Source organism: Streptomyces sp. NPDC057702 (genome assembly GCF_042799315.1).
Taxonomy (GTDB): Bacteria; Actinomycetota; Actinomycetes; order Streptomycetales; family Streptomycetaceae; genus Streptomyces.
In genome coordinates this window covers 87,955-109,875 of the sequence record NZ_JBHVJC010000024.1, presented here as the reverse complement: position 1 = coordinate 109,875, position 21,921 = coordinate 87,955, and the positions used below count along the sequence as shown (strand labels likewise).

Here is a 21,921-nt window from a genome sequence, read left to right as displayed (position 1 = left end):
GTTCTACTCTGGTGGGCGCTCCCCTCGCTCTGCCCCGGGAAGCGCCCGCCATCGCCGCCAGCGACCCAACCGCAGTGAGGATTGCCCCCGATGCCTGAGTTCGCGTACACGGATCTGCTGCCCGTAGGCCCGGACGCCACCCCCTACCGGCTGGTGACGGCCGAGGGTGTGAGCACCTTCGAGGCGGACGGGCGGACGTTCCTCACGGTGGAGCCGGAGGCGCTGCGCAAGCTGGCGGCCGAGGCCATGCACGACATCTCGCACTATCTGCGGCCGACCCACCTGGCCCAGCTCCGGCGCATCCTGGACGACCCCGAGGCGAGCGCGAACGACCGCTTCGTCGCCCTCGACCTGCTCAAGAACGCCAACATCGCGGCGGCCGGGGTGCTGCCGATGTGCCAGGACACCGGGACCGCGATCGTGATGGGCAAGCGCGGGCAGCAGGTGCTGACCGCCGGGGGCGACGAGGAGGCCCTCTCGCGGGGCATCTACGACGCATACACCCAGCTCAACCTGCGGTACTCGCAGATGGCCCCGCTGACCATGTGGGAGGAGAAGAACACCGGCTCCAACCTGCCCGCGCAGATCGAGCTGTACGCCACGGACGGCGACGCGTACAAGTTCCTCTTCATGGCCAAGGGCGGCGGCTCGGCGAACAAGTCCTTCCTCTACCAGGAGACGAAGGCGGTGCTGAACGAGGCGTCGATGATGCGGTTCCTGGAGGAGAAGATCCGCTCGCTGGGTACGGCCGCCTGTCCGCCGTACCACCTGGCGATCGTCGTCGGCGGCACCAGCGCGGAGTTCGCGCTCAAGACCGCCAAGTACGCCTCGGCGCACTACCTGGACGAGCTGCCCGCCGAGGGCTCGCCGACCGGGCACGGCTTCCGGGACAAGGATCTCGAAGAGAAGGTCTTCGAGCTGACGCAGAAGATCGGCATCGGCGCGCAGTTCGGCGGCAAGTACTTCTGCCACGACGTGCGCGTGGTGCGCCTGCCCCGGCACGGCGCGTCGTGCCCGGTGGCCATCGCGGTCTCCTGCTCCGCCGACCGGCAGGCCGTCGCGAAGATCACCGCCGAGGGCGTCTTCCTGGAGCAGTTGGAGACCGACCCGGCGCGCTTCCTGCCCGAGACCACGGCCGAGGAGCTGACCCGGGGCGCGGGCCCGGACCTGGACGCGGTGGCCGTCGACCTGAACCAGCCGATGGACGCCATCCTGGCCGAGCTGTCCCGGCACCCGGTCAAGTCGCGGCTCTCGCTGACCGGCACGCTGGTCGTCGCGCGCGACATCGCCCACGCGAAGATCAAGGAGCGCCTCGACGCGGGCGAGGAGATGCCGGCCTACCTCAAGGACCACCCGGTGTACTACGCCGGCCCGGCCAAGACCCCCGAGGGGTACGCCTCCGGGTCGTTCGGGCCCACCACGGCCGGCCGGATGGACGCCTACGTCGAGCAGTTCCAGGCGGCCGGCGGCTCCAAGGTGATGCTGGCCAAGGGCAACCGCTCGCGGCAGGTCACCACGGCGTGCGCCACGCACGGCGGCTTCTACCTCGGCTCCATCGGCGGCCCCGCCGCCCGGCTGGCCCAGGACTGCATCAAGAAGGTGGAGGTCCTGGAGTACGAGGAGTTGGGCATGGAGGCCGTCTGGCGCATCGAGGTCGAGGACTTCCCGGCCTTCATCGTCGTCGACGACAAGGGCAACGACTTCTTCGCCGACCCGGAGCCGGAGCAGCCGACCTTCACCACCATCCCCGTCCGCGGCCCCGGCCTGGCCTGACCCCGCGCCCGGCGCCCCCGGGTGTTACTCGCCGGTATTCGGAAGAAGGTGGGAGCACCCGGGAACACCTGGCAGCGGATGGGCGCTGGGCCTGTCAGGAGGTGGGTCGACGATGAGCGACGAGCAGTACCGGGTCGAGCACGACTCGATGGGTGAGGTGCGGGTCCCGGCGGACGCCAAGTGGCGGGCCCAGACACAGCGGGCGGTGGAGAACTTCCCGCTGTCGGGCCAGCGTCTGGAGCGGGCGCACATCCGGGCGCTGGCGCAGATCAAGGCGGCGGCGGCCACGGTCAACGCCGGGCTCGGGGTGATCGACAAGGAGATCGCCGAGGCCATCGCGAGCGCGGCCGACGAGGTCGCCGACGGGCGGTGGGACGAGCACTTCCCGGTGGACGTCTTCCAGACCGGCTCGGGCACCTCGTCCAACATGAACACCAACGAGGTCCTGGCGACGCTGGCCACCGAGCGCCTGGGCCGCCCCGTGCACCCCAACGACCACGTCAACGCCAGCCAGTCGTCCAACGACGTCTTCCCGTCCTCCATCCACATCGCCGCCACCGCGGCCGTCACCGCCGACCTGATCCCGGCGCTCGACCACCTCGCCGAGGCCCTGGAGCGCAAGGCCACGGAGTTCGCCGACGTGGTCAAGTCGGGGCGTACGCACCTGATGGACGCCACGCCGGTCACCCTGGGCCAGGAGTTCGGGGGGTACGCGGCACAGGTGCGCTACGGCGTGGAGCGGTTGCGGAGCGCGCTGCCCCGGCTGGCCGAGCTGCCGTTGGGCGGCACGGCCGTGGGCACCGGCATCAACACCCCGCCCGGCTTCTCGGCCGCCGTCATCGCCGAGGTCGCCCGCGCCACCGGGCTGCCGCTGAGCGAGGCCAGGAACCACTTCGAGGCGCAGGGCGCGCGCGACGGCCTGGTGGAGACCTCGGGCCAGCTGCGTACGGTCGCGGTCGGCCTCACCAAGATCTGCAACGACCTGCGGTGGATGGCCTCCGGGCCGCGCACCGGGCTCGCCGAGATCGCGCTGCCCGACCTCCAACCGGGCTCCTCGATCATGCCGGGCAAGGTCAACCCGGTGGTGCCCGAGGCGGTGCTGATGGTCGCCGCGCAGGTCACCGGCAACGACGCGACGGTCGCCACGGCCGGCGCCGCGGGCAACTTCGAACTCAACGTGATGCTCCCGGTGATCGCCAGGAACCTGCTGGAGTCCATCCGGCTGCTCGGCAACGCGGCCCGGCTGCTCGCCGACCGCACCGTGGACGGCATCACCGCCAACGCGGAGCGCGCCCGGGAGTACGCGGAGTCCTCGCCGTCGGTCGTCACCCCGCTCAACCGGTACATCGGCTACGAGGAGGCCGCCAAGGTGGCCAAGCGCTCGCTGGCCGAGCGCAAGACCATCCGGCAGGTGGTCCTGGAGGCCGGCTACGTCGACCGGGGCGACCTGACGCTGGAGCAGCTCGACGCGGCGCTCGACGTGTTGCGGATGACCCACCCGTAGCCCACCGGCGGGCACGCGCGCCGCCAGCCCCGATCCGGCGCTGGCGGCGGCTCGGCCACCGGTGACGCCCCGGCGCGGCCCCCGGGGCACCTCGACACGGCCCCCGGGCGGCGCGCCCCGCGCTCCCCGGGGGCGTTCGCCCCGCTGGTGCCGGCCCCGGTGGCGCTCCCGCCCGGCCCTCGCCCGCGCCCCGCGCGGTGGGGCGTCCCCGTGGTGCGGGAGGCCCTCGCCCACCGCGCGTGTCCGGTGTGGGCGCGCGGCGCGTGAGGGGCCCGTGGCGGCGGGTGGTGGGCGCCACGCGCCCCCGTTGACCGGCCATTCCACCCGTGCGTATGTCCCACGAACTCCACGAAATGGGATTCGTCACGGCGCGGCGGCCTGGCCGCGCCTAAGATCTGCTCATGACAGCGGACATGGTGGAGACGAGGGGCGCGACCGGCGCCGCCCACTGGGCGCCGGGGGAACAGGTCCTGTGGCGCTACCGGGCCAACGGCCGCGACCGCATCCACATCTGCCGTCCGGTGACCGTCGTCCAGGACACCGACGATCTGCTCGCCGTCTGGCTCGCCGCCGACACGCCGTGCGTCAAGCCGCTGTTGGCCGACGGTACGGAGATCCACCACGAGCCGCTCACCACGCGTTACACCAAGCCCCGCACCGTCAGCCCGTGCCACTGGCTCGGCACCGGCGTGCTCAAGCTGGCCCGGCCGGCCGACCCGTGGTCGGTGTGGCTGTTCTGGGACCGTGGCTGGCGGTTTCGTAACTGGTACGTGAACCTGGAGGAGCCGCGCGCCCGTTGGAGCGGGGGAGTCGACTCCGAGGACCACTTCCTGGACATCGCGGTGTATCCCGATCGGAGCTGGGAGTGGAAGGACGAGGACGAGTTCGCGCAGGCGCAGCGGGTGGGCCTGATGTCGCCGCACCAGGCGGCGCGGGTGCGCTCGGCCGGCCGGGCCGTCACGGATCTCATCGACTCCTGGGGAGCGCCGTTCCGGGAGGGCTGGGAGGACTGGCGCCCGGACCCGACCTGGCCGGTACCCGACCTTCCGGCGGACTGGCACCGCACGCTGGACCGCCCGAGGTCACCAGCCTCTTGATGTGCACCTGGGCTTCAAACGTAGGATCGTCCTCCGCAACACTGCTCCGGCAGGAAACACTCAAACGCAACTCACGAACACAGTACGGAATTTGACGTGCGGTCACAGAAGGGCGATGTCGTGAGCGGTGACGGTCACCACGGGCACGAGGCGTACGGCCGGTTAGAGATCGATCGCAGCGGCCAGGCCGAGGCGTTCGACGCGATCGGGGACCGCTACGACGAAGCGTTTCCCTACAAGGAGGGGCAGGTCGCCTCCAGCCGCTGGCTGGTCGACGCGCTCCCCCCGGCCTCGCGCGTGCTCGACGTCGGCAGCGGCACCGGGGTGCCCACCGCGCGCGCGCTCAGCGACGCGGGGCACCAGGTCGTCGGCATCGACATCTCCCCCGGCATGCTCAAGGTCGCCCGGGACAACGTGCCCGGCGCCACCTTCCACCTCGCCGACATCGCCGACCTGCGGCCCGGGGCGCCCTTCGGCCCCGGTGGACCGCGCGACCTGGGCCACTTCGACGGGATCAGCGCCTACTTCTCGCTGCTGATGCTGCCGCGCGTGGAGATCCCGCACGCGCTGCGCGTGCTGCACGGGATGCTGAAGCCGCAGGGCCTGCTGGCCATGGCCATGGTCGAGGCCGACGTGGACGACTTCGCGATCCCGTTCCTGGGCAACACGATTCGGGTATCCGGTTACCTGCGGGACGAACTGCGCCAGGTCGTGCACGCCGCGGGCTTCGACATCGCGGGAGAGGACTCACACGCGTACGCCCCAGCCAGCACGGACGTACCACCAGAGCTCCAGCTCTTCCTGCACTGCCGACGACGCGCCTGACATCGGTGCGCCCGACCGACGCGGGCGCACGGCCCCGGACGGATGGAAACCCACGCGTGACGGAGCATCCCACCTCCCACGACCGCAGGCAGGCCGCCGCACCCGCGACGGCCTCGGGTGCGGCCATGCCCGAAGACGCGCACGGCGCGGTCCCCGATCCACGCACCGGCCTGGGCCAGGGCCCCGGCCCGGCCGCCACGTCCGAGCCCGGCCCGGACCACCGCCCGCGCCCGGCCGGACACGAGGCCGAGCCGCACCGCCCCCCGTCGCCGGCGGCCTCGCCCGCGCCGGGTGACGCGGCCTCGCGCGCTCGGGCGGCCGAGGCGCCTGCCGAGCGGGGCGCGCCCGCCGACGTCGGTCCGCCACGGGCCCCCGCGCCCGCCGGGGCGCAGGCGCCCGTGCCCGGAGTGCTGGACGACGACGCGGCGGCCCTGGCGGCGCGCAGCGGCGAGCGGCTGCGGTACGTGGGCGCCGCGACCCGGCGCATCGCGCGCGGCATCGACCTGGACGAGATCGTCCTGGGCCTGTGCCGGGCCGCCGTGCCGACCTTCGCCGACGCCATCCTGGTCTACCTGCGGGACCCGCTGCCGGTCGGCGACGAGCGCCCGGTGGATCCGGTGATGCTGCGGCTGCGGCGTACCGACCGCATCCCGGAGGAGGTCGACACCGAGACCCGGCTGCCGCTGCTGCCCTCCGGTCCCGACCTGTCCCCCGCGCTCGGCGGCGGGCCGGCGGCCGACCTGTGCGAGGTGCGGGCCGGCGGACCGCTGGCGGAGGTGTTGCGCGGGGTGCGCCCGGTCTTCGGTGACTCGGCGGCGGCCCGCGCGGCGCTGCCCGAGCTGTTGGGCGAGGGCCGCACCGTCGCGATGGGGTACCGCACGATCCTGGCGCCGCTGCGCGGTCGCCGGCGGGTGACGGGGGCCGCCGTCTTCATCCGCCGGCCCGACCGGCCCCCCTTCGACCGGGACGACCTGCTGGTCGCCGCCCAGCTCGCCACGCACACCGCGCTCGGGGTGGACAAGGCGGTGCTCTACGGGCGGGAGGTGTACATCGCCGACGAGCTCCAGCGCACCATGCTGCCGGACTCGCTTCCGCAGCCCACCGGGGTGCGGCTGGCCAGTCGCTATCTGCCCGCCGCCGAGTCCGCGCGGGTCGGCGGCGACTGGTACGACGCGATCCCGCTGCCCGGCAACCGGGTCGCGCTGGTCGTCGGTGACGTGATGGGCCACTCCATGACCTCCGCCGCGATCATGGGCCAGCTCCGGACGACGGCCCAGACGCTGGCCGGGCTGGACCTGCCGCCGCAGGAGGTGCTGCACCACCTCGACGAGCAGGCCCAGCGGCTGGGCACCGACCGCATGGCGACCTGCATGTACGCGGTCTACGACCCCGTCGCGCACCGCATCGTGGTCGCCAACGCCGGCCATCCGCCGCCGTTGCTGCTGCACCGGGGTGGTCGGGCCGAGGTGCTGCGGGTGCCGTCCGGCGCGCCCATCGGCGTCGGTGGCGTGGACTTCGAGGCCGTGGAGCTGGACGCGCCCGCCGGGGCGACGCTCATGCTCTACACCGACGGCCTGGTGGAGTCGCGTATCCGCGACGTGTGGACCGGCATCAACCAGCTCCGCGAGCGGCTGACCGAGACGGCCCGGCTGACCGGTCCGAACCCGCCGCCGCTGGAGGCCCTGTGCGACGAGGTGCTGGACATGCTCGGCCCGGGCGACCGGGACGACGACGTGGCGCTGTTGGCCGCCCGGTTCGAGGGCATCGCGCCCAGCGACGTGGCGTACTGGTTCCTCGATCCCAAGGCGCAGACCGCGGGGCAGGCCCGCCGGCTGGCCCGGCGGGCGCTGTCACGCTGGGACCTGGAGGAGCTCACCGATCCGGTGGAGCTGCTGGTCTCCGAGGTGGTCACGAACGCCGTGCGGTACGCCGAGCGCCCGATCACGCTGCGGCTGCTGCGGACGGACGTGCTGCGCTGCGAGGTCGGCGACGACGTGCCGCAGCTTCCCCGGCTGCGGCAGGCCCGCCCCTCGGACGAGGGCGGGCGCGGCCTGTACCTGGTCAACCGCATGGCCAGACGCTGGGGCGCGACGCGGCTGAGCACCGGCAAGGTGGTCTGGTTCGAGCTGGCCATGCCGCCCAAGGCCACCGCCCATCCGGGGTAGGGGTCGCGAGCGGTGGTGATCGCGCGCGGGAGCGCCCGTCCCGGTCGGCCCCGCGCGGGGTAACCCTCGCGCGGGGCCTTCTCGTGTGCCCGGGGCCGCCCCGCGCGCCCGGCCCGCCCGGGGGCGCGTGATGTCGTGTCGGGTGGCCGCTGGGGGGTAGTCGGGCCCTCCGGTGTCGCACACGGTCGTACGGGGGCCGCCTGTCGCGCCGGCACCGCGCCCGCGTGCGGGCCCCGCCGACGGCCGGGTCCGGGGGCGGGGACGCGGTTGCCGACGGGTCGGGGGCGGGGTTGACTTCTGTGTGGACATATCCGACAAGGTCCCACCCTTTTCGCGATGGGAGACGTTTCCATGACCGACTCCGCGCAGCACGTCCCGTACACCACGAACAACGCCGGCATCCCGGTCGAGAGCGACGAGCACTCGCTGACCGTCGGCCCCGACGGCCCGATTCTGCTCCAGGACCACTACCTGATCGAGAAGATGGCCCAGTTCAACCGGGAGCGGGTGCCCGAGCGGGTGGTGCACGCCAAGGGCGGCGGGGCGTACGGGACCTTCGAGGTGACCAACGACGTCAGCCAGTTCACCAAGGCCGACCTCTTCCAGCCGGGCAAGCGGTGCGAGATGCTGGCCCGCTTCTCCACGGTCGCCGGCGAGCAGGGCAGCCCGGACACCTGGCGTGACCCGCGCGGCTTCGCGCTGAAGTTCTACACCGAGCACGGCAACTACGACCTGGTGGGCAACAACACGCCCGTCTTCTTCGTCCGCGACCCGCAGAAGTTCCAGGACTTCATCCGCTCGCAGAAGCGGCACCCGGCCACCGGGCTGCGCAGCAACGACATGCAGTGGGACTTCTGGACGCTGTCGCCGGAGTCGGCGCACATGGTGACGTGGCTGATGGGCGACCGGGGCGTGCCGAAGACCTGGCGGCACATGAACGGCTACAGCTCGCACACCTACCTGTGGGTCAACGGCGGCGGCGAGCGGTTCTGGGTCAAGTACCACCTCAAGACCGACCAGGGCATCGAGTTCTACAGCCAGCGGGAGGCGGACGAGCTCGCGGGACTGGACGCGGACAAGCACCGGCGGGACCTGTACGAGTCGATCGAGGCCGGCGACGCCCCCACGTGGACGATGTACGTGCAGGTCATGCCGTTCGCGGACGCGCCGGACTACCGCTTCAACCCGTTCGACCTGACCAAGGTGTGGCCGCACGGCGACTACCCGCTGATCGAGGTCGGCCGCATGACGCTGAACCGCAACCCCGACGACTTCTTCGTCCACATCGAGCAGGCCGCGTTCGAGCCCTCCAACCTGGTGCCCGGCATCGGCCCGTCCCCGGACAAGATGCTGCTCGGCCGGCTCTTCTCCTACCCGGACACCCACCGGTACCGGATCGGCCCCAACTACGCGCAGCTCCCGCCCAACCGGCCGCACGTCCCCGTGCACTCGTACGCCAAGGACGGGCCGATGCGCTACGAGCCCAACCGGGTCGGCGCGGTCTACGCCCCCAACTCCTACGGCGGACCCGAGGCCGACACCGCGCGGTTCGGCGAGCCGGCCGGCTGGGCGACGGCGGGCGAGATGGTGCGGGAGGCGTACAAGCCGCGACGCGAGGACGACGACTTCGGGCAGCCGGGCACGCTGGTGCGTCAGGTGCTCGACGACGCGGCGCGCGAACGGCTGGTCACCAACGTCTCCCAGCACCTGCTGGACGGCGTCACCCGGCCGGTGCTCGACCGGGCGTTCCAGTACTGGCGCAAGGTGGACAAGAACCTGGGCGACCGGATCGCGACCCTGGTCAACGGGGCCTGAGCCGGCGCGCCGGCCCCGCCGACCGGCCGCGTACGGCCCCTGTCCGTACGGCCACCGCTTCCCCGACCGCCCCGCCGGCTGCCCGGCGGGGCGGTCGCGCGTCGGCTACCCGCCGGGTGGCCGCGCCGGGTCCGGGCGGCCCGGGAGGGTCGGCGGCGGGCCCTCGTCGGTCGGCGTGGGCGTCGGCGTCGGAGTGGGCGCGGTCGGCGTCGGGGTCGGGGTCGGCGCGGTCGGCGTCGGCGTGGGGGGCGGCGTCGGGGTGGTCGGGGTCGGGGTGGGCGTCGGGGTGGGGCTGGTGGTCGACGGGTCCGGGGTGGGCTCGGACGTCGTTGGGTCCGGCTCCGGAGCCACCGTGCGGGGCGGCGCGCTCGGCGCGCGGGTCGCCGGGGCGGTGGGCCCGGTGTCGGTGGCGTCGAGGTCGAAGGTCGACGGGTCCTGGCCGCGCAGGGCCGCCTGGGTGTAGGCCGCCCAGATGTGCGCCGGGTAGGCGCCGCCGTTGACCCGGCCGCCGCCGCCCGCGCCGCGCAGCGAGACCTGTTCGCCCTGCCGGACCGTGCCGTGGCTCCGGTCGGCCTCGCCGAACAGGCCGACGGCCGTCACCAGGTCGGGGGTGTAGCCCACGAACCAGGCCGACTTGTTGTCGTCGGAAGTGCCGGTCTTGCCCGCCACGGCCTGCCCCTCGGTGCGTACCGCCGAGCCGGTGCCGTCGTCGACGACGCCGGTGAGCACGGAGGTGACGGAGTCGGCGGTGCCCCGGCTGACGACCTGTTCGCCCAGCGGCTCGGGCAGATCCGCCTGCTCGTCGCGCTTCTGGGCCGACTTCACGATGGTGGGCGTGACCCGCTTGCCGTGGTTGTCCAGCGTCGCGTACACCCCCGCCATGTCCAGCGGGCTCGCGCCCATCACGCCCAGCGACATGGCCGGCCCCTCGTCGAAGCCGCCCGCCTTGGGGTTCATGCCGAGATCGACGGCGGTGCGCTTGACGTCGCCGAGGCCGACATCGACGGCCATCTGCGCGAAGACGGAGTTGACGGACTTGTTCATGGCCTGCTGCACGGTGATCGGGCCGTAGCTGCGGCCGTCCTCGTTGGGCGGCGCGAACGGGGTCGCGCTGCCCCGGATCGGCCGCTTGCTGGTCCCGTCGTAGACCGTGCCCGGCCGGATCGGCAGGCCCTCGCGGGTGCGGGAGTCGTTCTCCAGGGCGGCGGCCAGGATCAGCGGCTTGAACGTGGAGGCGGGTTGGTAGTCCCGCCGGGTGGCGTTGTTGACGTAGTGCCTGACGTAGTCCCGGCCGCCGTAGAGGGCGACGATGCCGCCGGTCTTCGGGTCCACCGAGACGGCGCCCGCCTGGACCCGCGCGTCCACCGGGCGGGCCTTGGGGTTGAGGTCGGCCAGCAGTTCGGAGTCGACGGCGCGCTCCAGGGAGCGCTGCTTGTTCCGGTCGATGTTGAGCGTGATGTCCCAGCCGCCGGCGGCGAGCAGGTCCTGTTCGCTCACGCCCGCCCTGACCAGCTCCCGCTCGGCCAGCTTCACCAGGTAGCCGCGCTGCCCGGCGTGGCCGGCGATCGCCTTGGGCGCCCGGGGGACGGGGAACTTCATGGCCGCGCGCCGGTCGCCGTCCAGCCACTTCTCGCCGACCATGTTGTCCAGCACGTAGTTCCACCGCCGCGTGACCAGCTTCTTGCCGACCGGCCCGGCCGCCGCCCAGTCGTACTGGCTCGGGGCCTGGAGCAGCGAGGCCAGGTAGGCGCCCTCGGCGACGGTCAGCCGCTCGACCTCCTTGCCGTAGTACGCGCGGGCCGCGGCCTGGATGCCGTAGGCGTTGCGGCCGTAGTAGCTGGTGTTGAGGTAGCCCTCCAGGATGTCGTCCTTGGACTTCTGGCGGTCCACCTTCAGGGCGATGACCAGCTCCTTGACCTTGCGGGAGACGGTCTGTTCCTGGGTGAGGTAGTAGTTCTTGACGTACTGCTGGGTGATGGTCGAGCCGCCCTGCTTGCCTCGGCCCAGGACGGTGTTGACGATGCCACGGGTGGTGCCCTTGAGGTCCACGCCGGAGTCGCTGTAGAAGTTCTTGTTCTCGGCGGCGACGAACGCGCGCTGGACGTCCTTGGGGACCCGGGACAGCTTCACCGACTCGCGGTTGATGTCGCCGGTGCGGGCGAAGACCGTCCCGTCGCTGTAGCGGTAGACGTTGGACTGGGCCTTGGCGGCGGCGTTGCCCGAGGGGACGTCCACGGCCATGTAGAGCGCGGCGAAGGCGCCCACGGCGAGTACGACCAGCCCGAACGCGGAGCCCAGCAGCTTCTTCCAGGTGAAGAGGCGGCGGATACGCGATGTCCGCGCGGTGCCCTTCGCGCCGCGGGGGTCGCGCGCGGCCCAGCGCGGGGCGTTCCTGGCCGCACCCGAGGCCGAAGCCGAACCCGAAGCCGGGCGCGAGGCCGCGGACCGGGGGCCGGGCAGGCCGGGCTCGGCGTGTGCCGCGCGGGGCGCGCCGTCGGATATCGGCGCGGTCGCCCCGCCGGACGCCGTGGCGCCGGCCGGTTTCCTCGCGTTCCTCGTACGGCGGGGGCGCCGCTGGCGCGCCCGCCTGTCGTCCGATCGGCTCATGTCTCCCGTTGCTCCCATTCACCCCACAAGTCAGACCATGTAGCTAACACCGCAAGAGGCGGCAAAAGCCCATCGATCAAGCCATTTCGGGGCGTGAGAATCAGCACGCCCCCGTACAGGAACCGACCCATCACCGTCGCGGAGGGTTGCCCCGTCGGTTAATGTGTTAGCACTTTGCTAGACGAGGGAGACCACCTCGCCGCCCGCGTACCGGCCCGCCCGGCGCGCGCGACCAGTCCACGAGACGGGGGACCCCCATGCCCGACACCACGCCACCGACGCCCGCCGCCCAGGCGCCCGCCGACCCGCCCGCGATGCCCGAACCCCGGGTCAGGGAGTTTCCCGCGCACAGCGTGAGCGGGGGCCTCGCCCTCCTCGGCGGGCTGCTCGGCCTCTTCGGCGGCATCGCCGCGCTCGTCCTCGGCATCGCGCTGGCGAAGGACGGCTCGCCGGCGGCCGGAGTGCCGCTGATCATCGCGGGCCCGCTGCTGTCCATCGCCGCCTTCCTCGCGATGTGCGGGCTGAACACGGTCGCGCCCGGCGAGGCCCGCGTGGTCCAGCTCTTCGGCCGCTACCGGGGCACCATCCGCACCGACGGGCTGCGCTGGGTCAACCCGTTCACCAGCCGCGAGAAGATCTCCACCCGGGTCCGCAACCACGAGACGGCCGTCCTCAAGGTCAACGACGCCTACGGCAACCCGATCGAGCTGGCCGCCGTGGTCGTCTGGAAGGTCGAGGACACCGCGCAGGCCGTCTTCGAGGTCGACGACTTCCTGGAGTTCGTCTCCACCCAGACCGAGGCGGCCGTACGGCACATCGCCATCGAGTACCCCTACGACGCGCACGAGGAGGGCGGCCTGTCGCTGCGCGGCAACGCCGAGGAGATCACCGAGGAGCTCGCCGTCGAACTGCACGCCCGGGTCGAGGCGGCGGGCGTACGGATCATCGAGTCCCGCTTCACGCACCTGGCGTACGCGCCGGAGATCGCCTCCGCGATGCTCCAGCGACAGCAGGCCGGGGCCGTGGTGGCGGCGCGCCAGAAGATCGTGGAGGGGGCGGTCGGCATGGTCGAGGACGCGCTGGAGCGGATCGCGGACCGCGACATCGTGGAGTTGGACGCGGAGCGCAAGGCCGTGATGGTGAGCAACCTGCTCGTCGTGCTGTGCGGCGACCGCTCCCCGCAGCCGGTGCTGAACACGGGTTCGCTCTACCAGTGACCGAGGAGCGCCCCCCGCGCGGGTCGCGGCAGCGTCGGCAGATGCTGCTGCGGCTCGACCCGGCCGTCCACGACGCCCTGGCGCGCTGGGCGAGCGACGAGCTGCGCAGCGCCAACGCCCAGGTCGAGTTCCTGCTGCGGCGGGCCCTCGCGGACGCGGGCCGACTGCCCGGCGACATCGCCGCCATCCCCCGCCGCGGGCGCCCCCCGAAGACCGCCCCGCCACCGGAGCCAGCCGAGCCGCCGGGGCCCACCCCGACACCAGGCCCCACGGCGACGCCGGGGCCCACCCCGACGCCGGGGCCCACCGAGCCCCCGGGGGAGGCCCCGCCCTCGGAGTCCGCCGATCCCACCCCGCCGCCGGGGCCCGAACGGGCCCCCGAGACCACCGCGCCGGACCCGCCCCCGGACACCTAGCCGACCCGAGGCCGGACCCGGTCCAGCCTGCGCGCCACCCGCGCGCCCGCGACGCACCGTCACCACGACGGTGCGTCGCTTTTGTCTCGCCCACCCCTCCCACCAGGGACAACGCACTATGCACGGTGGCTATACATGGTGCGTATACACATGATGTAGAGTCCTGCTCATGTCCATCGGTCACACTCTCCTCGGGCTCCTCGAATCCGGGCCCCGCCACGGTTACGACCTCAAGCGCGCCTTCGACGAGCGGTTCGGGCACGATCGCCCGCTGCACTACGGCCAGGTCTACTCGACGATGTCCCGGCTGCTGAAGAACGGCCTCGTGGAGGTCGACGGGATAGAGGCCGGTGGCGGTCCCGAGCGCAAGCGGTACGCCATCACCGACGCCGGGATCACCGACGTCGGGCAGTGGCTCGCACAGCCCGAGAAGCCCGATCCGTACCTTCAGTCCACCCTCTACACCAAGGTGGTCCTCGCGCTCCTCACCGGTCGCGACGCGGCCGACCTCCTCGACACCCAGCGCGCCGAGCACCTACGGCTCATGCGCGAGCTGACCCAGCGCAAGCGCGACGGCGACCTCGCCGACCAGCTCATCTGCGACCACGCGCTGTTCCACCTCGAAGCCGATCTGCGGTGGCTCGAACTCACCGCGGCCCGGCTCGACCAACTCGACAAGGCGGTGCGCGGATGACCCCCGCCGGCTCCCTGCTCGTCGCTTCCGCGCTGCGCAAGTCCTACGGCCCCACGCCGGCCCTGGACGGCGCGGACTTCTCCATCCACCCGGCCGAGGTCGTCGCGATCATGGGCCCCTCCGGTTCCGGCAAGTCCACGCTGCTGCACTGCCTGGCCGGGATCGTCCAGCCCGACTCGGGCACCGTCTCCTACGGCGGCCGGGCGCTGTCCTCGCTGCCCGACCGCGAGCGCAGCGCGCTGCGGCGCGGCGAGTTCGGGTTCGTCTTCCAGTTCGGCCAGCTCGTCCCGGAGCTGACCTGCCTGGAGAACGTGGCGCTGCCCCTGCGGCTCGGCGGCACCGCCCGCAAGGCCGCCGAGGCGCAGGCCGCGGAGTGGCTGGAGCGGCTGGAGGTGGACCACGTCGCGGCCCAGCGCCCCGGCGAGGTCTCCGGCGGTCAGGGTCAGCGGGTGGCCGTGGCGCGCTCGTTGGTCACCCGGCCCCGGGTGCTCTTCGCCGACGAGCCCACCGGCGCGCTCGACTCCCTCAACGGCGAGCGCGTGATGCAACTGCTCACGGACGCGGCCCGCACCTCCCGCGCCGCGGTGGTGCTGGTCACCCACGAGGCGCGGGTGGCCGCGTACTCCGACCGCGAGGTCGTCGTACGGGACGGCAAGGCCCGGGACATGGCGGGCGTCGCATGATCACGCGATCGCACACCACCGAGCCGGACACCGAGGCCGCCCAGGCCCCGGCCCCTGGCGGCGCCAGCCCCAGCGCGGGCGGCCGACCGCTCGGCGTCCGCGCCCGCGCCGGCCTCGCCACCTGGCTGCGCGACCTCGGTCTCGGCGCGCGCTTCGCGCTCGCCGGCGGCCGGGCGGGCTGGACGCGTACGTCCCTCACCGGCATCGGCGTCGGCCTCGGCGTCGCCCTGCTGCTGCTCGCGGCCTCGGTGCCCAGCATCCTCAGCAACCGCGGCGAGCGGACCGAGAACCGCGGCGTCCCCGTGAACTACGAGGAGCTCCTCAAGCCCGGTCCGGACACCTTCCTGCACATCAACGGCGGCACCGTCTGGCACGACCAGGAGATCGTGGGCAACGTGCTGCGCGCGGAGGGCACGCGGGCGCCCAAGCCGCCGGGCACCACGGGCATCCCCCGGCCGGGCGAGATGCTGGTCTCCCCCGCCCTGCGCGACCTGCTGCGCGCGGACGGCTCCCAGGTACTCCGGGAGCGGTTCGCCAACTACCGCGTCGTCGGCACCATCGGTGACCAGGGGCTGCGCGGCCCCGCGGAGCTGATGTACATCGCCGGCAGCGACAAGCTCACCGACGACACCGCCCAACGCGCCGACCGCTTCGGCAAGACCGGTGAGAGCGAGCCGATGAGCGCCGTGCTCATCCTGCTGGTGGTCATGGTGTGTGTGGTGCTGCTGATGCCGGTGGCGATGTTCGTCGGTACGGCGGTGCGGTTCGGCGGCGACCAGCGCGACCGCCGGCTGGCCGCGCTGCGCCTGGTCGGTGCCGACCTGCGCATGACGCACCGGATCGCGGCCGGCGAATCCCTGGTGGGCGCCCTGTTCGGGCTGGTCGTGGGCTGCGCGTTCTTCCTGGTCGGACGGCAGTTCGTCGGCTCGATCACGGTGTGGGACATCAACGTCTTCCCCTCCGACGTCGCCCCCCACCCCGCGCTCGCCGCGCTGATCGCGGTGACCGTCCCGGCCTGTGCGGTGCTGGTCACCCTGTTGGCGCTGCGCGGCATCGTCATCGAACCGCTGGGCGTGGTGCGCAGCGGGGCGCCGAAGCGGCGCCGGCTGTGGTGGCGACTCGCGCTGCCCGCGATCGGTTTCGGACTGCTGCTGCCGATGATCGGCGACGTGAGCTACGCCGCGGGCAGCGACCTGAACACCTACCAGGTGGCGGCCGGCGCCATGCTCGTCCTGATCGGTGTCAGCACGCTCCTCCCCTGGCTGGTGGAGGGGTTCGTCAACCGCTTCGGGAACGGGCCGCTGTCCTGGCAACTGGCCGTTCGCCGGCTCCAGCTCAGCAGCGGTACGGCGGCCCGCACCATCAGCGGCGTCACCGTCGCGGTAGCCGGTGCGATCGCCATCCAGATGCTGTTCGCCGGCGTCCAGAGCGACTTCGAGACCAGTACCGGGCTGGACGCCGACGACCCGAGCATCGGCGTGATGCTGGACGTGAGCGACACCGCCCAGGCCACCCACGCCATCTCCGCCGTCCGCGCGGTGCACGGCACCCGCGACGTGGTGGCCAACATCCGGTCCACCTTCACCCTGGCCGGCACGCCGTTCGGCGAGGGTGACCAGAGCACCGGCACGACCCTGCTCGTCGCCGACTGCACGAGCCTGCGCGCCCTCTACCAGCTCACCTCGTGTCAGGACGGCGACACCTTCCTGGCCCACCGGGACCCCGACATCGCGGTCCGGCCCGGCACCCGCCTCGACCTCACGCCCGACATCGAGGCCACGTCGGGCGCGGTGAAGTCACCGTGGACGGTGCCGGCCTCGGCCCGCACCGTGAAGCCGCGCGACTCGGCCTCGGACGACCTGGCGAACGCCATCGTGGCCACCCCCGGGGCACTGCCGATCGAGAAGCTGGACACCCCGACCGGGCTGTCCGTGCGGCTGGACGTGGACCCCTCGGCACCGGACGCCGTGGAGCACCTGCGGAACGTGGTGATGCGCCTGGACCCGGCGGGCGACGTGTCGGTCTTCGTCGAGACGGAGCGCAGCGAGCGCTTCCAGAGCATCCAGACCGGCCTGTTCGTCGGCGCCACGGTCACCCTGCTGCTCATCGGCGCCTCCATGGTCGTCACCCAACTTGAGCAACTGCGCGAGCGCAAGCGGCTGCTGTCGGTCCTGGTGGCCTTCGGCACCCGCCGCACCACGCTGGCCTGCTCGGTGCTGTGGCAGACGGCGATCCCGATGCTCATCGGCCTGCTGCTCTCGGTCGGCGGCGGCGCGGCGCTCGGCGTGGTCCTGCTGAAGATGGTCGACCGGCCCGTACACGACTGGACGTCCATGCTCCCCATGGTCGGCATCGGCGCCGCCGTCGTCGCCCTGGTGACCCTGGTCAGCCTGCCGCCCCTGTGGCGCATGATGCGCCCGGACGGCCTGCGGACGGAGTGAGGCCGACCGGACGGGCCTGCCGTACGACGCCGCCACCCGCTCGCCCGGGCCGGCCACCCCCGCGGCGGTCGGCTGGCGGGCCCGTCCCCGGGGCCGTACGGGCACCTGGCCGCCGGTCGTCCGCGCTCCGCTCACCCGCGCGAGGCGACAGCCCGCGGCGGGGAGCGGTGGGGCCGGCGACGGCTCAGGGCGTCTGTGCCAGCCGTACCGGCAGGGCGCGCATCGCCTTGCGGAGGGCCTGCGCGAAGGACTCGAACTCGCCCTGCCGGGCCGCCCCGGTGCGCATCGCGAGCGCGATCCGTCGCGAGGGGGCCGGGTCGGCGAAGCAGCCCGTGGTCAGCTGGTCGTTGCGGGCGGTCTCCACCTTCAGCGCGGTACGCGGCAACAGCGTCACGCCGAGCCCGCCGGCCACGAGTTGGACCAGCGTGGAGAGCCCGGCCGCGCTGGTGGCCACCGGGGCACCCGGGCTGCGCCCCACCTCGCGGCAGATGTCCAGCGCCTGGTCACGCAGGCAGTGGCCCTCGTCGAGCAGCAGCAGATCCAGCTCCCGCAGCGCCTCGCGCGGCAGGTCACCGCGCCCGCCGAGCCTGTGGTCCTTCGGCATGACCAGCACGAAGTCCTCTTCGAACAGCGGCAACTCGGTGACCTGCGGGACCCCGAGCGGCACCGCGAGCAGCAGCAGGTCCAGCCGCCCGTGGGCGAGCCCGTCCAGCAGCGAGCCGGTCTGCTCCTCGTGCACCTGGAGGTCGAGCTTCGGGTAGCACGTGCGCACCAGCCGCAGCACGGTCGGCAGCAGGTACGGCGCGACGGTGGGGATCACGCCCAGTCGCAGTACGCCGGTGAAGGGAGCCCGCGCGGCCTCGGCCTCCTCCATCAGGTCGCCGACCGCGTCCAGAACCGTACGGGCCCGACCGGCCAGCCGCTCCCCCGCCGGGGAGAGCAGCACCTTGCGCGTCGTACGCTCAAGCAGCTGCACGCCGAGCGACTCCTCCAGCGCGGCCACGGCCCCCGACAGGGCGGGCTGGCTCATCCCGATGGCGGCTGCGGCGTCGCGAAAGTGCAGGTGCTCGGCCACGGCCGCGAAGGCACGAAGCTGAGCGAGACTGGGCTGCCGGGGCCTGCTCCCGGGTGTGACGGGCGCCACCACTGATAACCACCTCCGATCAACTACTCCCAGTTTAGCTATTTCTTTGATCAATAGCTTGTGTGGCACTGTGGCATTCGTCCAGCCCCCCAGGAAACTCCTGTCACAGGGGTTTCCTTGCTCACAAGGAGAGCCCGTGCTCACTGTTGGTGACCAGTTCCCCGCCTGGAAGCTCCTCGGCGTCGAAGGCCCGTCCGTCGACAAGCTGGAGATCAAGGAGTACAGCTCGGAGGACCAGAAGAACGCCTGGTCGGTCGTCTTCTTCTGGCCCAAGGACTTCACCTTCGTCTGCCCCACCGAGATCGCCGCGTTCGGCAAGCTGAACGACGAGTTCGCCGACCGTGACGCCAAGATCCTCGGCGTCTCCGGCGACTCCGAGTTCGTGCACCACGCCTGGCGCAAGGACCACCCGGACCTGGCCGACCTGCCCTTCCCGATGCTGGCCGACTCCAAGCACGAGCTGATGCGCGCCCTCGGCGTCGAGGGTGCGGACGGCTTCGCGCAGCGCGCCGTCTTCATCGTGGACCAGAACAACGAGATCCAGTTCACCATGGTCACCGCCGGCTCCGTGGGCCGTAACCCCAAGGAGGTCCTGCGGGTCCTCGACGCCCTGCAGACCGACGAGTTGTGCCCTTGCAACTGGACCAAGGGCGACGAGACCCTGGACCCGGTCGCGCTGCTCTCCGGCGAGTAATCACACGAGACTGAGGAACACCCCGTGGCACTCGATGAACTGAAGTCCGCCATACCGGATTACGCCAAGGACCTCAAGCTGAACCTCGGTTCGGTGATCGGCAACTCCAACCTGCCGCAGCAGCAGCTGTGGGGCACCGTGCTCTCCTGCGCGATCGCCTCCCGCTCGCCGCGCGTCCTGCGGGAGCTGGAGCCGGAGGCCAAGGCCAACCTGTCCGCCGAGGCGTACACCGCGGCCAAGTCGGCCGCCGCCATCATGGCGATGAACAACGTCTTCTACCGGACCCGGCACCTGCTGTCGGACCCGGAGTACGGCAACCTGCGCGCGGGCCTGCGGATGAACGTCATCGGCAACCCGGGCGTGGACAAGATCGACTTCGAGCTGTGGTCGTTCGCGGTCTCCGCCGTCAACGGCTGCGGCATGTGCCTGGACTCGCACGAGCAGGTGCTCCGCAAGGCCGGCGTGGACCGCGAGACGGTCCAGGAGGCGTTCAAGATCGCCTCCGTGCTGCAGGCCGTCGGCACCACGCTCGACGCCGAGGCCACGCTGGCCGAGTAGTCGGCGAGCCGGCCCCACCTGTACGACCCGTACGGCACGATGGCGCGGCGCACGCCGCTGGTACGCACGCGCCACCCCCCGCACGAAGGCCCCGTGGACATCTCACTGTCCACGGGGCCCGCGCGTTTCCCGAGCCGTCCGCGTTCCCCGGCGCCCCACCCGCCCCGGGGCGTACGCGGTTCCCGGGCCGGACGCGGGGGTGGCGGGGCGGGCCCGCTCACGGCTGCGCCGTGCGGGTGATCGCGCCGGCTCGCGCGTAGGCCAGACGAGCGTCACCCGCGTGGCCGCACGGCGTGTCGCGCGAGCCCGCCTGCCCGACACGCCCGGGCTACGGCGGGGCGAAGCCCGCCGCCGGCGTCTCGGGACGACCGGCCGGGCGAGACTCCCGGAGCGGCCGGACGGCGCGGCGACGGCGTCCCGGGACGACCAGGTGGCGACCTGGGCGGGACGCGGCCGGGCCCCCGCCGTGTGGAACGCGGCCGGGCCCCCGCCGTGTGGGGCGGGGGCCCGGGGAGGGTGTGGTGCGGCGTCGTCAGTCGGCTGGCGGCTGTTCCCGGTCCGGCGGCGCGGCGGGCGCCTCCCGTGGCGGCGCCGCCTCCGACTGCCCCGACCCCTGGGGCGCGGGCGCCGACGCCGATCCGGACGCCGGCTCGGTGGCTGTCCCGGGCGCGGGCACGGGCGCCGAGGCCGATCCGGGCGCGGGCGCCGTCGTGGCCGTCGCGCCGAGGCCGGGTACGGGGGCGACCGGCGCGAGCTCGGCCACCGTCGCCCCGTGCGGGCCCGGTGCCGCGCGCATCGCCTGCTCCTTGGCGTGCGCCCGCAGGTAGCCGACGACGGTGTTGGCGACGGCCACCAGCGGTACCGCGACCACCGCGCCGCCGATGCCCGCGATCAGCGAGCCCGCGGCGACCGAGAGCACCACCGCCAGCGGGTGCACCCGCACGGCCCGGCCCAGGATGAACGGCTGGAGCACGTGGCCCTCGATCTGCTGCACCGCGAGCACCACGATCAGCACCATCGCCGCGGTGAACACGTCCTGCGTCACCAGTGCCACCACCACCGCGAGCGCGCCCGACATGACGGCGCCGACCAGCGGGATGAAGGCGAACAGGAAGATGAAGACGGCCAGCGGCACCGCCATCGGCACGTCCAGGAAGAAGATGCCGACGCCGATGAAGATCGCGTCGATGAGGGCCACTATCACCGTGCCCCGTACGTACCCGGTCAGCGTCCGCCAGGCACGCGGCCCGGCGCCCGCCACCCCCTCGCGGGCGGAGGCGGGGAAGAGCTTGAGCACCCAGTTCCAGATCTTGGGCCCGTCGTAGAGCAGGAAGAGCGTGCTGAACATCGCGAGCATGATGCCGGTCAGCAGCTCGACGATGAACGTCACACCCTCCAGACCGGCCGAGGTGATCTCCTCGGTGTTGTCCCCGATCGACTCGCGCAGGTTCTTCGCGATGTCGTTGATCTGGTCCTCGGTCACGTGGAACGGGCTGTTCAGCAGCCAGCGACGCAGTTCCTCGATGCCGTCCTGGACCCGGTCGGAGAGCGAGTCCAGGTTCTCCATCACCTGCCAGACGACGAACCAGCCCACCAGGCCCATCACGACGAAGCCCGAGATGAAGACGATGGCGGTGGCCAGACCTCGGGGCACGCCCCGGCGCCGGAGGCGGGAGACCGTCGGTTCGAGCAGCGCGGTGATCAGCAGCGCCGCCACGAAGGCGAGCACCACCAGGCGCACCGCGCTGATCACCCGCATCAGCACCCAGACCGTGCCCGCGAGGACCAACAACCGCCAGCTCACCTCGGCGGCCACCCGCACCCCCCAGGGGACGGCGGCCACCGGGTCCGCGCGGGGCGCTACGGCCGGCGCGTACATCGGCGGCGCGGGCACCTGCGCCTCCGCGGCGGGCTCCGCCGGGGCGAGCGGGCGGGCCGACGTCGGCGGCCGGTCGGCGACGCGCGGCGTGGCGGGCGCGGCCGGGGCCGCGCCGGTCGTGGGCTCTCCGGCGCCGGCGGCCCGGTCAGCGTCGGACGGTCGTGCCTCGGGCGTACGTATGGCGTCGCGTGGCTCGTCGGACGCGGACGGGTCCGCGTCCGTGCGTTGTGCGTCGAGCCGCTCGGCGAGCCGGGTCAAGCCGGCCCCGAGACCGCCGACCCACCGTGGCAATCTGGACATGTATCTGTTCCTACCCCCACTCCCCCAAGGCCGTCCGGGACGACGTTACACACACGAAGCCCCCGACCGGTCGCGGTCGGGGGCTTGGTGACGTCACGTGGCCCCGGAG

At 72.9% G+C, this 21,921-nt stretch carries 15 protein-coding genes and 1 pseudogene; 13 read left to right on the top strand and 3 right to left on the bottom strand.

Annotation, left to right across the window (positions count from 1 at the left end; all coding sequences use genetic code 11):
- Nucleotides 1-90: 90 nt before the first annotated feature.
- The 6 genes from ACFVFR_RS19770 (at nucleotide 91) to ACFVFR_RS19745 (ending at nucleotide 9,179) form a co-directional block, all read left to right on the top strand.
- Complete coding sequence (locus tag ACFVFR_RS19770) at nucleotides 91-1,773, top strand: fumarate hydratase (protein ID WP_383703322.1); 1,683 nt, start codon at nucleotides 91-93, stop codon at nucleotides 1,771-1,773.
- 112 nt (nucleotides 1,774-1,885) lie between these two features.
- Nucleotides 1,886-3,277, top strand: a complete 1,392-nt coding sequence (locus ACFVFR_RS19765) for a class II fumarate hydratase (RefSeq protein WP_383703320.1) — start codon at nucleotides 1,886-1,888, stop codon at nucleotides 3,275-3,277.
- A gap of 401 nt (nucleotides 3,278-3,678) precedes the next feature.
- Nucleotides 3,679-4,374: a DUF402 domain-containing protein gene (locus tag ACFVFR_RS19760; RefSeq protein WP_383703318.1), complete on the top strand. Its 696-nt coding sequence runs from the start codon at nucleotides 3,679-3,681 to the stop codon at nucleotides 4,372-4,374.
- A gap of 120 nt (nucleotides 4,375-4,494) precedes the next feature.
- The gene (locus ACFVFR_RS19755) at nucleotides 4,495-5,199 is read left to right on the top strand and encodes a class I SAM-dependent DNA methyltransferase (protein WP_383703391.1); all 705 of its coding nucleotides are present in this window, start codon (nucleotides 4,495-4,497) and stop codon (nucleotides 5,197-5,199) included.
- A 56-nt stretch (nucleotides 5,200-5,255) separates the two neighbouring features.
- A complete protein-coding gene (locus tag ACFVFR_RS19750; RefSeq protein WP_383703316.1) occupies nucleotides 5,256-7,364 on the top strand; it encodes a SpoIIE family protein phosphatase in 2,109 nt (702 codons plus the stop codon).
- A gap of 351 nt (nucleotides 7,365-7,715) precedes the next feature.
- Complete coding sequence (locus ACFVFR_RS19745) at nucleotides 7,716-9,179, top strand: catalase (protein ID WP_383703389.1); 1,464 nt, start codon at nucleotides 7,716-7,718, stop codon at nucleotides 9,177-9,179.
- 105 nt (nucleotides 9,180-9,284) lie between these two features.
- Here the strand turns inward: ACFVFR_RS19745 and ACFVFR_RS19740 are convergent, their stop codons facing one another.
- Nucleotides 9,285-11,786 (bottom strand): transglycosylase domain-containing protein, encoded by a 2,502-nt coding sequence (locus ACFVFR_RS19740; RefSeq protein WP_383703314.1) that lies wholly within the window; start codon nucleotides 11,784-11,786, stop codon nucleotides 9,285-9,287.
- Between the two features lie 257 nt (nucleotides 11,787-12,043).
- Here ACFVFR_RS19740 and ACFVFR_RS19735 point away from each other — a divergent pair, with 257 nt between their 5' ends.
- From ACFVFR_RS19735 to ACFVFR_RS19715, 5 genes and pseudogenes are all read left to right on the top strand, one after another.
- The gene (locus ACFVFR_RS19735) at nucleotides 12,044-13,003 is read left to right on the top strand and encodes an SPFH domain-containing protein (RefSeq protein ID WP_383703312.1); all 960 of its coding nucleotides are present in this window, start codon (nucleotides 12,044-12,046) and stop codon (nucleotides 13,001-13,003) included.
- Between the two features lie 41 nt (nucleotides 13,004-13,044).
- Nucleotides 13,045-13,242, top strand: a pseudogene (locus ACFVFR_RS19730) (hypothetical protein); the annotation flags it as partial.
- 346 nt (nucleotides 13,243-13,588) lie between these two features.
- Nucleotides 13,589-14,113, top strand: a complete 525-nt coding sequence (locus ACFVFR_RS19725; protein ID WP_383703310.1) for a PadR family transcriptional regulator — start codon at nucleotides 13,589-13,591, stop codon at nucleotides 14,111-14,113.
- On the top strand, nucleotides 14,110-14,796 hold the full coding sequence (locus ACFVFR_RS19720) for an ABC transporter ATP-binding protein (RefSeq protein WP_383703308.1): 687 nt from the start codon (nucleotides 14,110-14,112) through the stop codon (nucleotides 14,794-14,796). Before ACFVFR_RS19725 ends, ACFVFR_RS19720 begins: the two co-directional genes overlap by 4 nt.
- A complete protein-coding gene (locus ACFVFR_RS19715; RefSeq protein WP_383703306.1) occupies nucleotides 14,793-17,237 on the top strand; it encodes an FtsX-like permease family protein in 2,445 nt (814 codons plus the stop codon). Before ACFVFR_RS19720 ends, ACFVFR_RS19715 begins: the two co-directional genes overlap by 4 nt.
- A 184-nt stretch (nucleotides 17,238-17,421) precedes the next feature.
- On the opposite strand, the gene ACFVFR_RS19710 is transcribed toward ACFVFR_RS19715, so the two are convergent.
- On the bottom strand, nucleotides 17,422-18,381 hold the full coding sequence (locus ACFVFR_RS19710) for a LysR substrate-binding domain-containing protein (protein WP_383703387.1): 960 nt from the start codon (nucleotides 18,379-18,381) through the stop codon (nucleotides 17,422-17,424).
- A 136-nt stretch (nucleotides 18,382-18,517) separates the two neighbouring features.
- Between ACFVFR_RS19710 and ACFVFR_RS19705 the strand changes: the two genes are divergently transcribed.
- Together ACFVFR_RS19705 and ACFVFR_RS19700 are read left to right on the top strand one after the other, a co-directional pair.
- On the top strand, nucleotides 18,518-19,075 hold the full coding sequence (locus ACFVFR_RS19705) for a peroxiredoxin (RefSeq protein WP_383703304.1): 558 nt from the start codon (nucleotides 18,518-18,520) through the stop codon (nucleotides 19,073-19,075).
- 24 nt (nucleotides 19,076-19,099) lie between these two features.
- On the top strand, nucleotides 19,100-19,633 hold the full coding sequence (locus tag ACFVFR_RS19700; protein ID WP_383703302.1) for an alkyl hydroperoxide reductase: 534 nt from the start codon (nucleotides 19,100-19,102) through the stop codon (nucleotides 19,631-19,633).
- Nucleotides 19,634-20,165: 532 nt separating this feature from the next.
- On the opposite strand, the gene ACFVFR_RS19695 is transcribed toward ACFVFR_RS19700, so the two are convergent.
- Nucleotides 20,166-21,812, bottom strand: coding sequence for an AI-2E family transporter (locus tag ACFVFR_RS19695; protein ID WP_383703300.1), 1,647 nt, complete (start codon nucleotides 21,810-21,812; stop codon nucleotides 20,166-20,168).
- Nucleotides 21,813-21,921: the final 109 nt, after the last annotated feature.

Excerpts from the sequence above, each read along its gene's own strand:
- ACFVFR_RS19735 (WP_383703312.1), top strand. The coding sequence starts at position 12,044 with ATGCCCGACACCACGCCACCGACGCCCGCCGCCCAGGCGCCCGCCGAC.
- ACFVFR_RS19770 (WP_383703322.1), top strand. The coding sequence starts at position 91 with ATGCCTGAGTTCGCGTACACGGATCTGCTGCCCGTAGGCCCGGACGCC.
- ACFVFR_RS19765 (WP_383703320.1), top strand. The coding sequence starts at position 1,886 with ATGAGCGACGAGCAGTACCGGGTCGAGCACGACTCGATGGGTGAGGTG.
- ACFVFR_RS19760 (WP_383703318.1), top strand. The coding sequence starts at position 3,679 with ATGACAGCGGACATGGTGGAGACGAGGGGCGCGACCGGCGCCGCCCAC.
- ACFVFR_RS19715 (WP_383703306.1), top strand. The coding sequence starts at position 14,793 with ATGATCACGCGATCGCACACCACCGAGCCGGACACCGAGGCCGCCCAG.
- ACFVFR_RS19740 (WP_383703314.1), bottom strand. The coding sequence starts at position 11,786 with ATGAGCCGATCGGACGACAGGCGGGCGCGCCAGCGGCGCCCCCGCCGT.
- ACFVFR_RS19745 (WP_383703389.1), top strand. The coding sequence starts at position 7,716 with ATGACCGACTCCGCGCAGCACGTCCCGTACACCACGAACAACGCCGGC.
- ACFVFR_RS19695 (WP_383703300.1), bottom strand. The coding sequence starts at position 21,812 with ATGTCCAGATTGCCACGGTGGGTCGGCGGTCTCGGGGCCGGCTTGACC.
- ACFVFR_RS19725 (WP_383703310.1), top strand. The coding sequence starts at position 13,589 with ATGTCCATCGGTCACACTCTCCTCGGGCTCCTCGAATCCGGGCCCCGC.
- ACFVFR_RS19720 (WP_383703308.1), top strand. The coding sequence starts at position 14,110 with ATGACCCCCGCCGGCTCCCTGCTCGTCGCTTCCGCGCTGCGCAAGTCC.